The following is a 17,306-nucleotide window of genomic DNA, read 5'->3' on the forward strand; positions in this document are numbered from 1 at the left end:
ACAGGCAGGCATCGGTCAGCAGGTTGCGGGCATCGTGCGCAGCGAGGATGGCCACCGCAAGGGAAGCCGTGCAGCCATTGATGAGGGCTGAGGCATCCTTGGCCTTGAGATCAAATTTGACCGGACCAATGCCGGCTTGCTCGATGGCCTGCGTGGCGCGCATGCGCTGGCCTTGATACATCACTTCTGCCTCATCGAAACCAGCGATGGCCGCTGCGAGATAAGCCAGTGGTGCAAGATCGCCGGAAGCGCCGACCGATCCCTTCTGCGGCATGATCGGGTGGATGCCCGCATTGATGAAAGCCAGCAGGCGGTCCACCACTTCCACGCGCGGCGCGGAATAATTCGAAGCGAAGGCGTTGGCGCGCAACAGCATGGTGGCGCGGCTGACTTCTTCCGAGAACGGCTCGCCGATGCCCGCACTGTGGGCGCGGATCAACTGAGTTTGGAACAGCTCGATATGCTCGACCTTGATGCGCGTGTCCTTGAGCAAACCGACACCGGTATTGAAGCTGTACATCATGGGCGCTTCATCGTGCATCCAGGTGGATTCGATGTAGTCCCGGCTTTGCTTGAGGGCGCTGCGCGAGGAATCGGCCAGGGCGACTTGCAGGTGCGGTGCACGGGCCACGCTGACGACTTGCGCGGCGGTGAGCTTGAATCCGTCGATGGTGATGGTGGACATGGGAACTCCGTAATCTTTCAGTAAAAAGCCTGAGCGCGCTCAGGGCTGGAATTGTTCGACCAGATGGCTGAAGACCTCGGCGGCGATGCAGGCGTCCTCGGTGCTCATGGTCTCGTCGGGGTGATGGCTGATGCCACCGTTGCCACAGCGCACGAACAGCATGGCCACCTCGCCCAGCGCTGCCATGGCCATGGCGTCGTGGCCGGCCCCGGAAGGCAGGTGGCGCACCGCCAGGCCGGCGCGCTCGATGGCCCGCGCCAGGGCCGCCTGCAGGCGCGGCGCGCAGGGCACGCTGGCCGCCTCATGGGTCTGGCGCACATCGATGCTGACCTGGCGCCGCGCGGCAATGCGCTCGATCTCGGCGCGCACGTCGGCCACTGCAGCCAGACGATCCGCATCTTCCTCAGCGCGGATATCGATGGAAAAACTGGCCAGCCCCGGCACCACGTTGGCCGCGCCCTGCACCACTTCCAGGATGCCCATGGTGCCCACCAGCCCCGGCTTGATGCCGCAGCGGCGTTCGATGTAAAGCCCGATCTCGGCCGCCGCCATCGCGGCATCGCGGCGCAGGTGCATGGGCACCGTGCCGGCATGCCCGGCCAGGCCGCGCACCTCGGCCATGAAGCGGCTGGCACCGGAAATCGCGGTGACCACGCCCACCGGCAAGCCTTCGTTGAGCAACAGCGGACCCTGTTCGATATGGACCTCGACGAACGCCGCCACCGAGGCGGGAGACCACGCGTCGCCCGCGATGCCCGCCGGGTCCAGTCCGGCGGCGCGGATCGCCTGGCGCATGCTGATGCCTTCGCCATCCAGGTTCTCCAGCACGGCCGGGTCGAAGGTCCCGGCCACGGTGCGGCTGCCCAGCAGGGTGGCCTTGAAGCGCACGCCCTCTTCCTCGGCAAAGCCGATCACCTCGATGGGAAACGCAAAGCGCTTGCCGGCACGATGCCACTGGGCAATGCAGGCCAGCGGCAGCACGATGCCCAGGTTGCCGTCGTACTTCCCGGCATTGCGCACCGTGTCGAAGTGCGAACCGGTCACCAGCGCAGGACGATGCTCGCAGCCCGGCGCGGCCTCGTAGCGGCCGATCACGTTGCCGGCATTGTCGCGCCGCACGCGCAGGCCGGATTGCTCCATCCATTGCGTCAGTGCGGCCGCCGCCGCCTGGTGCGTGGGCGTCAGGTAGGTCCGGGTCAGCATGCCGGCGGCTTCGGTGTGCTGCGCCAGCAGCTCGGCCCATTGCATCGCCTGTCGGCCAGCCTGCTGGCTGGACGGGTCCATGGCTTTCATCGCGTCTCCTCGTGATCGACCGGCTCCGGGATGGAGCGGGACTCGAAAATTTTCGTCTTTTTTATTGTATTCAAAAATTGTATGCAATATAGTGATCTGGCGCCACCGCGACAAAAAAGATCACCAGCGTTGGCAACATTTCAATAAGACAAGACGAGGAGACAACGGTGAGCAAAGTATTCAAGTCCCTGTTCGGGCAGGTGGTGCTGGCCTTGGTGGCCGGGATCGTCATCGGGCTGTTCTGGCCCGACTTCGGCCAGAGCCTCAAACCGCTGGGCGACGGCTTCATCAAGCTGATCAAGATGATCATTCCGGTGATCGTCTTCTGCGTGGTGGTACAGGGCATCTGCGGCGCCAGCGACCTGAAGAAGGTGGGCAGCGTGGGCGTGAAGGCCATCATCTACTTCGAGGTGGTCACGACCATCGCCCTGCTGCTGGGCCTGGTGCTGGCCCTGGTGGTACAGCCGGGCGCGGGCATGAACATCGACCCCAGCAACCTGGACGCCAGCAGCCTGTCGGGCTACATGGCCAATGCCGGCAAGGTCAAGGAAACCGGCTTTGCCGACTTCATCATGAAGCTGATCCCGGCCACCGCCGTGAGCGCCTTCACCTCCGGCGACGTGCTGCAGGTGCTGCTGATCTCGGTGACCTTCGGCTGCGCGCTGCTGTTGATCGGCGAGAAGGGGGCACCGGTCGTGGCCCTGGTGTCGTCGCTGTCGGATGCCTTCTTCAAGTGCATGTCCTTCTTCATCCGCCTGGCACCGCTGGGCGTGCTGGGGGCCATTGCCTTCACGGTGGGCAAGTACGGCATCGGCTCGCTCAAGCAGCTGGCGCTGCTGGTGCTGCTGTTCTACGGCGCGGTGATCTTCTTCGTGCTGGTGGTGCTGGGCGGCATCCTGCGCGCCAGCGGGCTGTCCATCTTCAAGCTGATCCGCTACCTGCGCGAAGAGCTGGTGGTGGTGCTGGCCACCACCTCCTCGGACAGCGTGCTGCCGCAGATCATGAGGAAGCTGGAACACATGGGCATCAAGAAATCCACCGTCGGCCTGGTGATCCCGACCGGCTATTCCTTCAACCTGGATGCCTTCTCGATCTACCTGACCATGGCCGCGCTCTTCATCGCCCAGGCTACCAACACGCACCTGTCCTGGGGCGACCTGGCGGCGATCCTGGCCATTGCCCTGGTGACCTCCAAGGGCGCGCACGGGGTGCCGGGCTCGGCCATCGTGATCCTGGCGGCCACGCTGACCACCATCCCGGCCATTCCGGTGGTGGGCCTGGTGCTGGTGCTGTCCATCGACTGGTTCATCGGCATCGCCCGTGCGCTGGGCAACCTGCTGGGCAACTGCGTGGCCACGGTGGTCATCGCCAGCTGGGAAAAGGATATCGACAAGCAGCGCGCCCGCGCCGTCCTCAATGGCGAACACGTGACGCCGCTGGCCGAGGAACTGCCCGTCATCGACCTGCCCGGCGTGATGGCCAAGCCGGCCCAGGCCTGAGCACGAGAGACATGGCTGCACCTGCTTGCACTGGTTACAATGGAGCGCCGCCGCATGGCGGCCCTCACAGCCACCCGTCCACGCCAGCCATGACCGCTTCCGCCCCTGCCCCCGCGCCCGACAGTTCCGACGCCATCGCCAGCGACATCGCCGCCAATATCGCCGCGCAGCGCCTGCCGCCCGGCGCCAAGCTGCCCGAGGAAGCGCTGGCGCGGGTCTACCAGGTCAGCCGTACCAAGATCCGCGCGGCACTGGTGATGCTGGCCAAGGACAAGCTGGTGGACCTGATCCCCGACAAGGGCGCCTTCGTCAGCAAACCCACGGTGGAGGAGACGCGCAACCTGTTCTTCGTGCGCCGGGCATTGGAAGCGGCGATGGTGCGCCAGTTCGTGGCCTGCGCCACCGAAGAGGATTACGCCCGGCTGGAAGCGCACCTGGAACAGGAACGCCAGGCCGTCAAGGATGACAACATGCAGGTGCGCTCTTCGCTCTTGAGCGACTTCCACATCCTGCTGGCCCGCATCGTGGGCAACGACGTACTGACCGACATCCTGGAAAAGCTGGCCGGCCGCAGTGCCCTCATCACCATGCTCTACCAGTCCACGCGCGATGCCGCCTGCTCCAGCGAGGAACACGGCGCATTCATCGCAGCGGCGCGGGCGGGCGATGTCGAGAAGGCCGTCGAACTGATGGAGCACCACCTGCTGCATGTGGAGCAGGCGCTGGCCTTTGAGCCCAAGTCCGGCCCGCGCAAGGACCTGTTGCGTGAACTGCTGTCATGAATTTGTCAGCAAGGGCCACACCCATCCCGGAAAAAACTTAGTAAAAAATCATTTTCATTCATCCATGACCGCTTCCCGCAAGGGATAGCGGCCTGACCTGCTTCGTAAGGACTAAGTTTTTTCATCTCGCCCCGCAACCGCCGGAGAACCGGCCAAGCCTGCATCAGACGGTGAATTCCCGCTGTATTCCCCGGTTGCAGCAAGCGCTGCGAGGGCCACACTCATGCACCGGTCCGGATGCCGTCCATCGCCATTGAACGGGGCTGGGTTACCGCAAGACAATAATGATTCCAGGGATTCCACATGCTCAACTCCATCAAAGCCCGCATCCTGTTCTATACGATCACCCTGCTCGTCGCCAGCCTGGCGGTGGTCGGCACGGTGTCCTTCTTCATCATCCAGACCGACAACGAGCGCGCCATCGAGCGCAATGCGCAAGCGGTGGCCACCGGGTTCGGCTCCACCATCAATGAATGGGTGGCCGCCCGCACCGCCATGACGGTAGCGGCTGCCGAAGGCGTGCAGGGGGCCGACCCGGTGTTCGTCATCAAGCTGCTGCAAAAGAGCGGCGGCTTCTACGTCACGACCCTGGGCCGCGAGGACAAGACCGCCTTCACTTCCGCCGCAGAAGGCTTGCCGGCCGGCTATGACCCGACCGCTCGCCCCTGGTACAAGCAGGCCGTGGCCGCCGGCAAGCCGGTGCTGACCAAGCCCTACACCGACGTGGCCACCAAGAAGCCGATGGTCTCCTTCACCGCGCCGGTGATGCAGAACGGCCAGCGCGTGGGCGTGGTGGCGGCGGCCATGTTCCTGGACGGGGTCTCGGAGGTGGTGCGCTCGATTCACCCGACCCCGGCCAGCTATGCCTTCCTGGTGGACCGTGACGGCCTCATGCTGGCTCACCCTGACGGCCAGTGGGTCAACAAGCCGGCCAAGGAATGGAATGCCGAACTCACCCCGGAACGCCTGCAAAGCCTGGGCGGCGACGACAAGGTCAGCGCGCTGACGCTGGAGGGCTCGGTCAAGCTCATCAAGGGCATCCCCATCAAGGGCACCGAATGGACCCTGATGCTGGCCATGGACAAGGCCGACGTCACCGCCGGCATGCGCAATGCCACCCGCTCGGCGCTGATCGCCCTGGTGCTGGTGGCACTGGTGGCGGCCGGCATCATGAGCCTGATCACCACTGCCGTGTTCCTGCGCCTGTCGCGCGTACGCCGGGCCATGGACAGCCTGTCCTCCGGCAATGGCGACCTGACCCTGCGCCTGGCCGAAGATGGCAAGGATGAACTGACGCAGATTTCGCGTTCCTTCAACCAGTTCGTCAACCAGATCACCGGCATCCTGCAGGACGTGCGCCGCAGCAGCGATACCGTCAAGATTTCTTCCACCGAGATCGCCAGCGGCAACCAGGACCTGTCGGCCCGCACCGAGCAGCAGGCCGGTGCGCTGGAAGAAACCGCCTCGGCCATGGAAGAACTGACCTCGACCGTACAGCAGAACTCGGAGAACGCGCGCCGCGCCAATGAACTGGCCGGCAATGCGTCGAAGATCGCCGCGCAAGGCGGTGAAGTGGTCGGCAACGTGGTCTCGACCATGGAGGCCATCAATGCTTCCTCGCGCCAGATCGCCGACATCATCACGGTCATCGACGGCATCGCCTTCCAGACCAACATCCTGGCCCTGAATGCCGCAGTGGAAGCAGCGCGGGCGGGCGAGCAGGGACGCGGCTTCGCGGTGGTGGCCTCCGAAGTGCGTTCGCTGGCCCAGCGCAGCGCCCAGGCCGCCAAGGAGATCAAGCAGCTCATCGACACCTCGGTGGCCAAGGTGGCCGATGGCGGCGTGCTGGTGGCCCAGGCCGGGCAGACCATGGAACAGATCGTGGCCAGCATCCGGGACGTCAGCGTGATCGTCAGCGAAATCGCCCATGCCAGCAGCGAACAGAATGGCGGCATCCAGGAAGTGAACCTGGCCATCACGCATATCGACGAAGGCACACAACAGAATGCAGCGCTGGTCGAACAGGCGGCGGCCGCCGCCAAGTCCTTGCAGGATGAGGCGCACCGGCTGTCGGTGCTGGTGGGCGGCTTCAAGATGTAGCGCCACCTTCGTCATTCTGACGTGCCCGCCTCGTCAGAATGACGAAATGACACACCCCACGGCCGGCCCCGCACGCAAGCGGCTCCGGCCGTTTGCGTTAAAATGGCCGACGCAGTCAACCTCTTCCGTCCTCCCGCAGGCCGGGTCTGCCAGCCGCGCCGCCCTGGGCCATCGAGATGATCGGCCCGCCGGATCTCCCGGGCGGCAACATGATGACCCGTCCCGACCATGATGAATCCTCTCTCTACCACCCCCGCCCTGCTCTCGGCCCGTCTCAAGGATGAAACGGCCACGCTGCACGAACAGATGCATGCCCTGATGGAACAGGCGCAACCCTTCGCCAGCCGTGCGCAGTACGTGCGCTTCGTGGCGGCGCAGTATCACTTCCAGCGCGATGTCGAACATCTCTTCGAGGACCCGGCGATCCAGGCCGCCGTGCCCGACCTGCAGGTGCGCGGCCGCGAAGCCGCCGCGCTGGCCGACCTGGCCGACCTGGATGCCGCACCGGGTGACGCCGCCATTGCCACCGGCAAGGTGGCCATGCCCGCAGCCCTGGGCTGGCTCTACGTCTCGGAAGGTTCGACCCTGGGCGCGGCCTTCCTGCTCAAGGAGGTCAAGGACAAGCTGGGCCTGAGCGAGACCTTCGGCGCGCGCAACCTGGCGGCCTATCCGGAAGGACGCGCGGTGGTGTGGCGACGCTTCGTCAGCTTCCTCGATGCGCCCGGCCTTTCGGCGCAGGAACAGGATGCGGTGGTCGCCGGTGCCCGTGCGGCCTTCGAACGTTTCGGCGTGCTGTTGAAACGGCACTTCGCGCTGGACTGAGACCATGGCGGACAGTCCGTCCCAACCGCCCCTGCCGCTGCAGACCAGCCAGCTGGCCCCGCGCCGCACGCGCTGGCTGTGGCTGCTGCTGGCCTATGCCAGCCTGGGTATCGGCATCGTGGCCATCTTCATTCCCGGCCTTCCCACCACCGAATTCGTGCTGCTTTCCGCCTGGGCCGCCGGCAAGGGTTCGCCGCGCCTGCAGCGCTGGCTGGAACAGCATCGCCTGTTCGGCCCGATGATCCACAACTGGCGCCATGGCCGCGTGGTGGCGCGGCGTGCCAAGATCAGCGCGTCGCTCATGATGAGCCTGTGCCTGGTCATCATGCTCTTCACCGTCAAGCGCCACTGGGTGATCGTGCTGGCCACGCTGGGCATGGCACTGGGTGCAGCCTGGATGTGGTCGCGTCCGGAGCGGGTGGAGGACGCCGACCCCGGCGAGCGCTCATGAAAAAAGCCTGTCCCGCGCAAACGGGACAGGCTCTTCGTTGAGGCACTCGCCGACCGGCTTCAGGTGATCGACGACGACACCTTCCACAGATCCACATCGCCATCGGTGGCGTGCTTGTCGATGCTGGCCAGTTCCTCCTGCGTGAAGTCCAGCTTCTTGACCGCATCCAGCGAATCATCGAGCTGCTCGACAGTGCGCGCACCGATCAGTGCCGAGGTCACGCGCGCATCGCGCAGCACCCAGGCGATGGCCATCTGCGCGAGGGTCTGTCCGCGCTTGGCGGCAATGTCGTTCAAGGCACGGATGCGCGCCAGGTTGTCGTCGGACAGCATGCGCTGCGGCAGCGAAGGCGCACGCGTCACGCGGGCCCCTTCCGGCACGCCGCCCAGGTACTTGCTGGTCAGGAGACCTTGCGCAAGCGGCGAGAAGCCGATGCAGCCCACGCCCAGTTCTTCCAGCGCCGGCAGCAGGCCGGTTTCGATCGTGCGGTTGAGCATGGAATAGTTGGGCTGGTGGATCAAGAGCGGCACGCCTTCGCTCTTGAGGATGGCCGCGGCCTTGCGGGTCAGCTCGGGCGAATAGGACGAGATGCCCACGTAGAGCGCCTTGCCCTGGCGATGCAGGTGCGCCAGCGCGCCCATGGTCTCTTCCAGTGGGGTGTCGGCATCGACACGGTGCGAATAGAAGATGTCGACATAGTCCAGGCCCATGCGCTTCAAGCTCTGTTCGCAGCTGGCGATGAGGTGCTTGCGCGCGCCGCTGGGACCGCCATAGGGACCGGGCCACATCTGCCAGCCGGCCTTGCTGGAGATGACCAGCTCATCGCGGTAGGGCAGGAAATCCTTGGCCATCCAGCGGCCGAAGTTTTCCTCGGCGGAACCTGCCGGGGGACCGTAATTGTTGGCCAGGTCGAAGTGCGTGACGCCACGGTCGAAGGCACGGCGCAGCACGGCGCGGCCGGTTTCGAAGTTGTCGACGCCACCGAAGTTCTGCCACAGGCCCAGCGAGACGGCGGGCAGCAGCAGGCCGCTGCGGCCAGTGCGGCGGTAGGGCATGCTGCCATCGTAGCGGGAGGGTTCGGCGATATAGCTCATGGGTCTCCTTGGAGAAATGTTCTGCGGGAAGAATCGAGGGGGAACTGCCTGAACTGCCACTTCCTGGGTGGTGTGCAGAAGTCTACGCTTCCGCCACTTATTATTTAAATGCAAAATTTTGATGCGATTGATCTGTCTGACAGATGAATCTCGCGGCCCGTTCCCGACGGATCGTCAGCGCGCCGGCAGGATGATGGTGGCGATCAGGCCGCCTTCCGGATGGTTGCGCAAGAGCAGTTCGCCGCCATGGGCCTGCACGATATTGCGCGAGATGCCGAGACCCAGACCCATGCCGCCGCTGTTCTGGGCGCGCCCGTGTTCCAGCCGCACGTAGGGCTGGAACAGCGTGCCCATGGCATCTTCCGGTACGCCCGGACCATGGTCGCGGATCTCGATTTCCACCAGGTCGCCGCCGGCCCCGGCCGAGGGGCGGATGCTGATCTCGACCTTCTGGCCATAGTACAGCGCATTGTCGAACAGGTTGCCGATGGCGCGCTTCAAGGCCAGCGGCTTGGCTATGACGTTGATGCCGGAGGGCGTGAAGGCGATCTCATGGCCGGCCAGGCGGGCATCGCGGATCATGCGCAGTACCAGCGCATCGAGGCGCACTTCGGTGCGGTTCTCGTGGATGTCGCTGTCCTTCACCGATTGCAGGGCACCCTTGACCATCATGTCCAGCTCATCGAGGTCATCATGGAAATCGGTCCGCATGGCGTCGTCATCCATCAGTTCGGTGCGCAGCTTCAGCCGCGTGATGGGGGTGCGCAGGTCATGCGAGATGGAGACGAACAGGCGCTCGCGGTCTTCCAGGTAGCGCTTGATGCGCTCGCGCATGCCGGAGAAGGCGCGCGCGGTCTTGACGTATTCGCGGCTGCCGGTCTCGGGCAGGCTGGGCACGGTCTCGCCCTTGCCGAAGGCTTCGGCGGCATCGGCCAGGGCGGCCAGCGGACGGGTGGTCCAGCGCACCACGAGGATGGTCAGCAAGAGGATCGCCGCCAGCGACAAACCCTGCAGCACCAGGCGGTCCAGCCAGAGCGGATTGTCGCTGTCGAGGAAATACGGGTTGGGCATGAGCGCGGCCAGGTAGATCCAGCGGCCGCTTTCCACCTGCATCTGGATCACCAGCACCGGGGCCGAGTTGGGCTTGGTCAGCAGGATGTGCTGCACCCAGTTGTCGGGCAGGTCGTTGACGGTGAGGCCATCGCTGGCCACCGGCAGGCCATCCGGCCAGGCGAAGGCCAGCCGCGCTTCCGGCAGGAAGGGCAGGTCTTCGCGCAGGGTCTGGGCGGCCACATCGATGGCCAGGTTGGCCAGGTGACTGTCGCCGATCGATTTGACCGGCACCGCGCTGCTGTTGGCGTTGATGAAGAAACGCGTACCGCCCATCTCGCGCAGCTGCTGGATCATCAGCGGGCGATAGTTGGGCGGCAGGGTCATGAAGTAGCGGATCGCCGAGGCGGCGCTGTGGGCCAGATGCTGGGCGGCCGTGCGGGTCTCGGCCTCGGACTTGCTGCGCAGCTGCACGGCCCAGATCAGGCCGCCGGCCACCTGCGTGACCAGCACGCCAAAGATCATCACCACCGACAGGCGGCCCAGCAGGGAATCCGGCAGCATCCAGTCCAGCAGCGCGGCCAGGCGGCGGCGCAGGCTGGGGGGACGCACGGCAGCGGGCACGGCCAGCGGCGCCGTCTCCGGTGCCAGGCTCTCAGGCGGCTGCGGCACTGACGTCGGCCGAGAAGACATAGCCGGCACCGCGCACGGTCTTGATCAGGTGCGGCTGGCGGCCGCCATCGTTCAGGCGCAGGCGCAGCTTGCTGATCTGCACATCCAGCGAGCGGTCCAGCGGGCCGGCATCGCGTCCGCGGGTTTCTTCACAGAGCACGTTGCGATCGAGCACGTCGCCCGGATGTTCGACAAAATACTTCAGCAATTGGTAATCCATGCCGGTCAGGGGCACGACCTCGCCGGCGCTGTCGGTGAGGGTGCGTTCCACGGTATCGAGCGAGAAGCCGGCGAAGCGGTAGTAGCGCGGCGCCGCACTGTTGTCGATGCCGATGCGGCGGTGAATGGCCTTGATGCGCGCCAGCAGTTCGCGCGGGCTGTAGGGCTTGGCGATGTAGTCGTCCGCACCCAGCTCCAGCCCCACCACGCGGTCGGTCTCGTCGGAGCTGGCGGTGAGCATGATGACCGGCACGTTGGATTTGCGGCGCACCGCCTTGCACAGGGCAAAGCCGTCGGTATCCGGCAGCATCACATCGAGGATCACCAGCGAGAGCTCATCGGCAAAACGCTGGAACTCGGTCAGGAAGGCCGCGCCGTCATGGGCCAGGCGCACTTCGTACTGGTTCTTTTCCAGGTAGGCCTTCAGGAGGGTACGGGTCTTCTGGTCATCGTCGACGATCAATATCTTGCGCGTCATGTTGCTGCTCCATCTCCGAAATTCTTAATCGTTACGATTGCGGGCGAGTGTACGCGCAATCGCTGCAAGCCGTTTCTGGGTCTGTTCTTCGCTCAGGTTGCGGTCGAGGAAGAAGCGCTGCACCTCGGCCACGATGGCGTCCTTGGTCGTATCGTCGGTGGCCATGCGGTGTACCAGGCTGGGGGCCTGCCAGGCCGGACCCTTGCTGAAGGCGCGCCAGGAGTCACGCGCACAGCGGTCCATGTGCGGATCGGCCGCGCGCAGCACGGGAATCGAACCCTTGATCCTATTGTATTCGGACTGCACGGCCGGCGACATGGTCAGCCGCGCCAGCGTTTCCTGCATCGGCTGGTGCGCATAATTGCCGGCGAACATGGCCAGGGTGTCGGTACTGTAGAGGTGGAAGTCGCCCGTGCCGGGCGCCGGTGCACAGCCGAACTGCTGGTCCACTTCCATGCCCCAGGCATTGAGCTCGCCCTTGGCCCAATCGCCCATGATGAGCATGGCGGCTTCGCCGCTGACCATGCTGCGCGCCACTTCGGTCCAGGGCCGTTCGCGCACCGGCTGCGGCATGGCGGCGGCCAGGCTGCGCAGGCGCTTCAAGATATGCAGCATGCGCGCATCGAGGAAGGCGGCCGGGCTCATCTCCACGAACAGGCGGCGATAATAGGCGGGCCCGCTCTCGGCCAGGGCGAGGTTCTCGAAGAGCGTGGCCAGTTGCCAGGCTTCGGCGCTCTGCGCCAGCGGGACGATGCCGGTGCCCTGCAGCTTCTTGACGATCTGGTCGAAGTCGTCCCAGGTCTTGGGTGGCGTGAGGTTGTAGCGCTTGAAGATAGCCGTGTTGTAGAACAGCGAATTGATGCGGTGGATGCCCAGGGGCGCGGCCACCACGTGGCCGTGGTTGTTGAGCAGCGACCAGACGGTGGGGAACATCTGCTTTTCCCAGTTGCCCTGCACGGCCACATTGTCCAGCTCCAGCAAGAGGCCGAGGTCGGCCCACTCGCCGAAGACCACGCCATTCAACTGCGTGACTTCCGGGGCGCGGTTGGCCAGCACCATGCTCTTCAATACTTTGGCCGCGCCCATGCCGGCCCCGCCGGGGATGGCCACGTCGCGCCACTGGATATCCTGCTTGGCCAATTGATTGACTACCACGTTGATGGCCTGGCGCTCGCTGGTCGAGGTCCACCAGTGCAATACCTGCAGGGAACCCCCGCCACCGGCCGGCGGCACCGGCGACTGTGCGCGGGCCGGCAGGCCCGCCATCCCCAGCGCCAGCGCGAGCAGGCACAGCACGGCCAGCCCGAAGCGGGCCGGGCCGACGCGTGCATTCGCGGGCCGTTTCGTTTTTATCATGGGGGGTGCTGTCTCCAAACCGGAAGAGACTATAGCCGGGTGACTGCCATTGTGCAATTTGTGCAGCGGCGCGCCGCCGCCGCACGCATCTTGAAAACGATGAACTCGGTTTAGCTCTTGTTAATAAATGTAAGACTGGTTCTGCTTATCTTATCCACAGGCGCTGCGCGATGCTGCACCACACTCCCCTCCCGCCGCCTCGGAAAATCCGGCCGCGCCATGCTGCGGGTCCTGTAAGGATATGTAATCCGGCGGGCCCGGCGAAATGACTTAATTTCTTTTTGAATCAAACACTTGCGGCACTCTCCGCCGGGCCGCTGCCCGGGCTCGCATCACATGCTGGCCGCTGCTACTGTCACGGCGTTTCGTGGCGCACGGCTGCTGCGATCCCCACAAAAACCAAGGAGACCCAAGATGCAGACCGAACAAAAGGCTGGTCGTTTTCCCCTCATCCCTTCCCTCCCGGCATTGCCGCGTCGCCGCCTGCTGGCCGCCTGTGCCCTGGCCTTGGGCCTCACGGGCCTGGCCGCCGCTCCCAGCCAGGCAGGCACGCTGACCATCGAAAGCTGGCGCGTGGATGACCTGCCACTGTGGCAGGAAGTGCTGATCCCGGCCTTCCAGCGCAGCAATCCGGGCATTACCGTCAAGTTCTCGCCCACCGCCCCCACCGAATACGATTCCAGCCTGGCCGCCCGCATGGCCGGTGGCACTGCCGGTGACCTGGTGGCCTGCCGCCCCTTCGATGTCTCGCTCTCGCTCTACAACAAGGGCCACCTGGAGAAGCTGGACGGCAAGCCCGGCATGGAATTCTTCGCGCCTGCGGCCAAGGCCGCCTGGCAGACCGATGACGGCAAGGATACCTTCTGCATGCCGATGGCCTCGGTGATCCACGGCTTCTTCTACAACACCAAGATCTTCAAGGAACTGAACCTGGAGCCGCCCAAGACGGAAGCAGAATTCTTCAAGCTGCTCGATACCGTCAAGGCCAATGGCAAGTACGCCCCCTTGGTGATGGGCACTTCCGAACAGTGGGAATCGCACCAGGTGCTCTTCACCGGCATCGGTCCCAATTACTGGAAGGGTGAAGAAGGCCGCAAGGCGCTCATCGCCGGCAAGGCCAAATTCACCGATCCGCAATTCGTGGCCGCATGGGAATACGAAGCCAAGCTCGGCAAGTACCTGCCCAAGGGCGCGTCGGCCCAAACCTACAGCGACAGCCAGAACATGTTCGCGCTGGGCAAGGGCGCGGTCTATCCGGCCGGTTCCTGGGATATTGCCTACTTCAACGGCAAGATGGACTTTGCCGCCTTCCCGCCGCCGGTCCCCAAGAATGGCGATGCCTGCTACATCTCGGACCACAACGACATCGGCATGGGCATCAACAAGAAGTCCAGGAACAAGGACGACGCCTACAAGTTCCTGGCCTGGCTGGGCTCGCAGGAGTTTGCCGATCTCTACACCAACAAGGTCACCGGCTTCTTCTCGCTGTCGAACCACCTGATCTCGGTGAAGGACCCGATTGCCAAGCAGATGATGGGCTGGCGCAAGAACTGCGCTTCCACCATCCGCGTCAATTCGCAGATCCTCAACCGTGGCACCCCCAGCATGGAAAACGAGATGTGGAACGTCAATGCCCAGGTGCTCAACGGCAAGATGAGTCCGCAGGATGCGGCGGCCAAGATCCAGGCCGGCTTTGCCAAATGGTACAAGCCGCAACAATGACCTGACGGCCTGGCCAAGCAAGGCATTACCCCGGAGCCAAGGACCCGCCAAGAGGTCCGCTCCCTCCCCTTCAGGAAGAGAGACACCCGTGAAAACCATCCGCGCCTGGCAACTGGCGGTGCTGCTTGCACCCGCCGTGCTGATCTACGCGCTCTTCAGCGCCCTGCCCCTGCTCGATACCCTGCGCCTCGGTTTCTACACCGCCAATGATGCAGGCGTACGCAGCTTCGTGGGACTGGACAACTACCGCACCATCCTGTTCGATCCCGACTGGTCGGCCGCCTTCTGGAATGCCATGTGGAACAACCTCAAGTTCTTCTGCATCCACATGGCCCTGCAGAATCCCATCGGCCTGTTGCTGGCTTCGCTGTTCAGCCTCAAGGGCCTGCGCGGTGCGCGCACCTACCGCACGCTGATCTTCCTGCCCACGCTGCTGTCGGTGGTGATCATCGGCTTCATCTGGCAACTGATCCTCTCGCCGCTGTGGGGCGTGGGCGAGAAACTGCTGGGCTTGGTCGGCCTGGCCGACTGGTTCGCACCCTGGCTGGGGCAGGAATCGACGGCGCTGCTGACGCTGTCGCTGATTTCGGTGTGGCAGTACGTGGGCATTCCCATGATGCTGATCTACGCCGCCCTGCTGGCGGTGCCCGAAGAAGTGCTGGAGGCGGCGCACGCGGAAGGCGCCAGCGGGCTGCGCATCTTCTGGCAGATCAAGCTGCCGCTGATCTATCCGACCCTGGGCCTGGTGACCATCCTCACCTTCGTGGCCAACTTCAATGCCTTCGACCTGATCTATTCGGTCAAGGGCGCGCTGGCCGGCCCCAACTATGCCTCCGACCTGCTGGGCACCTACTTCTATCGCACCTTCTTCGGCTACCAGGCGCAGATCGGCAGCCCGACCATGGGCGCGGCGGTGGCGACCCTGATGTTCCTGGTGATCCTGGCGGGGGTGGGGGCCTATTTCGTGATGGTGCAGCGTCGATTGACGCGCTACGCCCTGTGACGACCAGGAGAACGGCATGCAGCTTTCCTCTTCCGTCGGCACTTCTTCCACTACTGCAACTAACCCGACCACCATGCGCAAACCCTCGCTGATCCAACGCAGCTTCGGCCCCGCCGGCCATCTCTGGGTGCATGCGGTGCTGTGCCTGTATGCGGTGATCGCGCTGTTCCCGATTGCGCTCATCCTCATCAATTCGGTCAAGACCCGCAATGCCATCTTCGAAGGCCCGATGGCCCTGCCCACGGCCGAGACGCTGACCTTCGCCGGTTTCCAGAAGGTGCTGGCAGGCACCCACTTCCTGCTCTATTTCGGCAACAGCCTGGCCGTGACCCTGGCCGCCCTGCTGCTGATCGTGCTTTTCGGTGCCATGGCGGCGTGGGCGCTGACCGAATACCGCTTCTTCGGCAACCGCGCGCTGAATTTCTTCATCGCCATCGGCATCATGATCCCGATCCGGCTGGGCACGGTCTCGATCCTGCAACTGGTGGTGGCGCTGGATCTCATCAATACACGTACCGCGCTGGTGCTGGTCTATACCGCGCAAGGGCTGCCGCTGGCGGTGATGATCCTGTCCGAATTCATGCGCCAGATCCCGGGCGAGCTGAAGGACGCGGCGCGCTGCGATGGCGTGGGCGAACTCAGCATCTTCTTCCGCGTGATCCTGCCGCTGCTGCGTCCGGCCATTGCCACCGTGGCCGTGTTCACCATGATCCCGGCTTGGAACGACCTGTGGTTCCCGCTCATCCTCGCGCCCGGTGAAGACACCCGCACCGTCACGCTGGGCGTGCAGCAGTTCATCGGGCAATACGCCACCGACTGGAATTCGGTGCTGGCGGCGCTGTCGATGGCGGTCATCCCGGTGCTGGTCCTGTACATGGCCTTCTCGCGCCAGCTCATCCGTGGCCTCACCTCAGGCGCCGTCAAATAATTCAAAGGAGACTTCATGGCACACGTCAACATCAAGCAATTGCGCAAGACTTACGATGGCCGCGCCGATGTGCTGGCCGGGCTCAACCTGGATATCCGCGATGGCGAATTCTGCGTACTGGTCGGGCCTTCCGGCTGCGGCAAATCGACCCTGCTGCGCATGCTGTGCGGGCTGGAAGAGATCAGCGGCGGCGAACTGGCCATCGGTGGCGAGGTGGTCAATCACCTGCCGCCGGCCGAACGCGGCATCGCCATGGTGTTCCAGAGCTATGCGCTGTATCCGCACATGAACGTGTACAAGAACATGGCGTTTGGACTGAAGGTGGCCGGCAGCAGCAAGAGCGACATCGATGCGCGCATCCGCCATGCGGCCTCCATCCTGAAGATCGATCACCTGCTGCAGCGCCTGCCGCGCGAACTCTCGGGCGGCCAGCGCCAGCGCGTGGCCATCGGCCGCGCCATCGTGCGGCAGCCGCGCCTGTTCCTCTTCGACGAACCGCTGTCCAATCTGGATGCGGCGCTGCGCGTGCAGACCCGGCTGGAGATCGCCAAGCTGCACCGGCAACTGGCGGCCACCATCGTCTACGTGACGCACGACCAGGTCGAGGCCATGACCCTGGGCGACAAGATCGTGGTCATGCACGAGGGCCGCATCCAGCAGGCGGGCACACCTCTGGAGCTGTACCAGCAGCCGCAGAACCTGTTCGTGGCGGGCTTCATCGGTTCACCGAAAATGAATTTCTTCCCCGGCGTGGTCACACGCTGCGACGACAGCGGCGTGCAGGTCGAGATCGCTGGCGGACTGCGGCTGCTGGCCGATGTCGATCCGCAGGGTGTCGCGCCGGGTGCAGCCGTCACGCTGGGCCTGCGTGCCGAACAGATCCGCGAAGGGCTGGGCGATGGCCAGCCGCTGCGTGGCGTGGTCAACCTGGTGGAGCACCTGGGTGAAGCCAACTTCCTCTATGTGACCCTGGAGGGCGGCCACGACATCGTGGTGCGCGGCGATGGCAATCGCAGCGTGCACATCGGCGAGCTGATCGCGCTCTCCGTACAAAGCCACGCCTTCCATCTCTTCGATGCGCAGGGGCAGGCGCTGCGCCGGCGCAACCCCGGCAACCTGCAGGCGGCACGTCGCCTCGCGCAGGAGTGATCC

15 protein-coding genes are annotated in these 17,306 nt (G+C 64.6%); 9 read left to right on the top strand and 6 right to left on the bottom strand.

What is annotated here, in order from left to right; all coding sequences use genetic code 11:
• A partial coding sequence (locus tag FYB76_RS21570) for an aromatic amino acid lyase (protein WP_195724693.1) occupies window positions 1-685 on the bottom strand: 685 nt, incomplete at its 3' end.
• A gap of 39 nt (window positions 686-724) precedes the next feature.
• Window positions 725-1,978, bottom strand: a complete 1,254-nt coding sequence (locus tag FYB76_RS21575) for an allantoate amidohydrolase (RefSeq protein WP_154134993.1) — start codon at window positions 1,976-1,978, stop codon at window positions 725-727.
• 167 nt (window positions 1,979-2,145) lie between these two features.
• On the opposite strand from FYB76_RS21575, the gene FYB76_RS21580 reads away from it, so the two are divergent.
• From FYB76_RS21580 to FYB76_RS21600, 5 genes are all read left to right on the top strand, one after another.
• Window positions 2,146-3,477, top strand: a complete 1,332-nt coding sequence (locus tag FYB76_RS21580) for a C4-dicarboxylate transporter DctA (protein WP_284077897.1) — start codon at window positions 2,146-2,148, stop codon at window positions 3,475-3,477.
• Between the two features lie 89 nt (window positions 3,478-3,566).
• Entirely contained in the window at window positions 3,567-4,259 is a 693-nt protein-coding gene (locus FYB76_RS21585) for a GntR family transcriptional regulator (protein WP_088755566.1), read from the top strand.
• A 303-nt stretch (window positions 4,260-4,562) separates the two neighbouring features.
• The gene (locus FYB76_RS21590) at window positions 4,563-6,359 is read left to right on the top strand and encodes a methyl-accepting chemotaxis protein (RefSeq protein ID WP_154134994.1); all 1,797 of its coding nucleotides are present in this window, start codon (window positions 4,563-4,565) and stop codon (window positions 6,357-6,359) included.
• Between the two features lie 228 nt (window positions 6,360-6,587).
• On the top strand, window positions 6,588-7,181 hold the full coding sequence (locus FYB76_RS21595; protein ID WP_370516391.1) for a biliverdin-producing heme oxygenase: 594 nt from the start codon (window positions 6,588-6,590) through the stop codon (window positions 7,179-7,181).
• 4 nt (window positions 7,182-7,185) lie between these two features.
• Window positions 7,186-7,632 (top strand): YbaN family protein, encoded by a 447-nt coding sequence (locus tag FYB76_RS21600; protein WP_088755564.1) that lies wholly within the window; start codon window positions 7,186-7,188, stop codon window positions 7,630-7,632.
• Between the two features lie 59 nt (window positions 7,633-7,691).
• Here the strand turns inward: FYB76_RS21600 and mgrA are convergent, their stop codons facing one another.
• From mgrA to FYB76_RS21620, 4 genes are all read right to left on the bottom strand, one after another.
• Entirely contained in the window at window positions 7,692-8,726 is a 1,035-nt protein-coding gene (gene mgrA / locus FYB76_RS21605; protein WP_154134995.1) for an L-glyceraldehyde 3-phosphate reductase, read from the bottom strand.
• 174 nt (window positions 8,727-8,900) lie between these two features.
• Window positions 8,901-10,448, bottom strand: coding sequence for an ATP-binding protein (locus FYB76_RS21610; protein WP_370516392.1), 1,548 nt, complete (start codon window positions 10,446-10,448; stop codon window positions 8,901-8,903).
• Entirely contained in the window at window positions 10,432-11,145 is a 714-nt protein-coding gene (locus FYB76_RS21615; protein WP_034331706.1) for a response regulator, read from the bottom strand. The genes FYB76_RS21610 and FYB76_RS21615 overlap by 17 nt, the downstream gene beginning before the upstream one ends.
• Window positions 11,146-11,169: 24 nt before the next feature.
• Window positions 11,170-12,501: an ABC transporter substrate-binding protein gene (locus tag FYB76_RS21620; protein ID WP_154134997.1), complete on the bottom strand. Its 1,332-nt coding sequence runs from the start codon at window positions 12,499-12,501 to the stop codon at window positions 11,170-11,172.
• A 414-nt stretch (window positions 12,502-12,915) separates the two neighbouring features.
• Between FYB76_RS21620 and FYB76_RS21625 the strand changes: the two genes are divergently transcribed.
• The 4 genes from FYB76_RS21625 to FYB76_RS21640 all read left to right on the top strand — a co-directional run bounded on the left by FYB76_RS21625 (window position 12,916) and on the right by FYB76_RS21640 (window position 17,303).
• A complete protein-coding gene (locus FYB76_RS21625) occupies window positions 12,916-14,223 on the top strand; it encodes an ABC transporter substrate-binding protein (protein WP_229297059.1) in 1,308 nt (435 codons plus the stop codon).
• Between the two features lie 88 nt (window positions 14,224-14,311).
• The gene (locus FYB76_RS21630; RefSeq protein ID WP_370516393.1) at window positions 14,312-15,226 is read left to right on the top strand and encodes a carbohydrate ABC transporter permease; all 915 of its coding nucleotides are present in this window, start codon (window positions 14,312-14,314) and stop codon (window positions 15,224-15,226) included.
• Window positions 15,227-15,299: 73 nt separating this feature from the next.
• Window positions 15,300-16,154, top strand: a complete 855-nt coding sequence (locus FYB76_RS21635; RefSeq protein WP_154135070.1) for a carbohydrate ABC transporter permease — start codon at window positions 15,300-15,302, stop codon at window positions 16,152-16,154.
• A gap of 15 nt (window positions 16,155-16,169) precedes the next feature.
• Window positions 16,170-17,303 carry an ABC transporter ATP-binding protein gene (locus tag FYB76_RS21640; protein WP_088755558.1) on the top strand — a complete coding sequence of 378 codons (1,134 nt, stop codon included), beginning with the start codon at window positions 16,170-16,172 and terminating at the stop codon, window positions 17,301-17,303.
• Window positions 17,304-17,306: the final 3 nt, after the last annotated feature.

Origin of the sequence: Herbaspirillum sp. CAH-3 (assembly GCF_009668275.1) — a bacterium.
Classification (GTDB): domain Bacteria; phylum Pseudomonadota; class Gammaproteobacteria; order Burkholderiales; family Burkholderiaceae_D; genus Herbaspirillum; species Herbaspirillum aquaticum.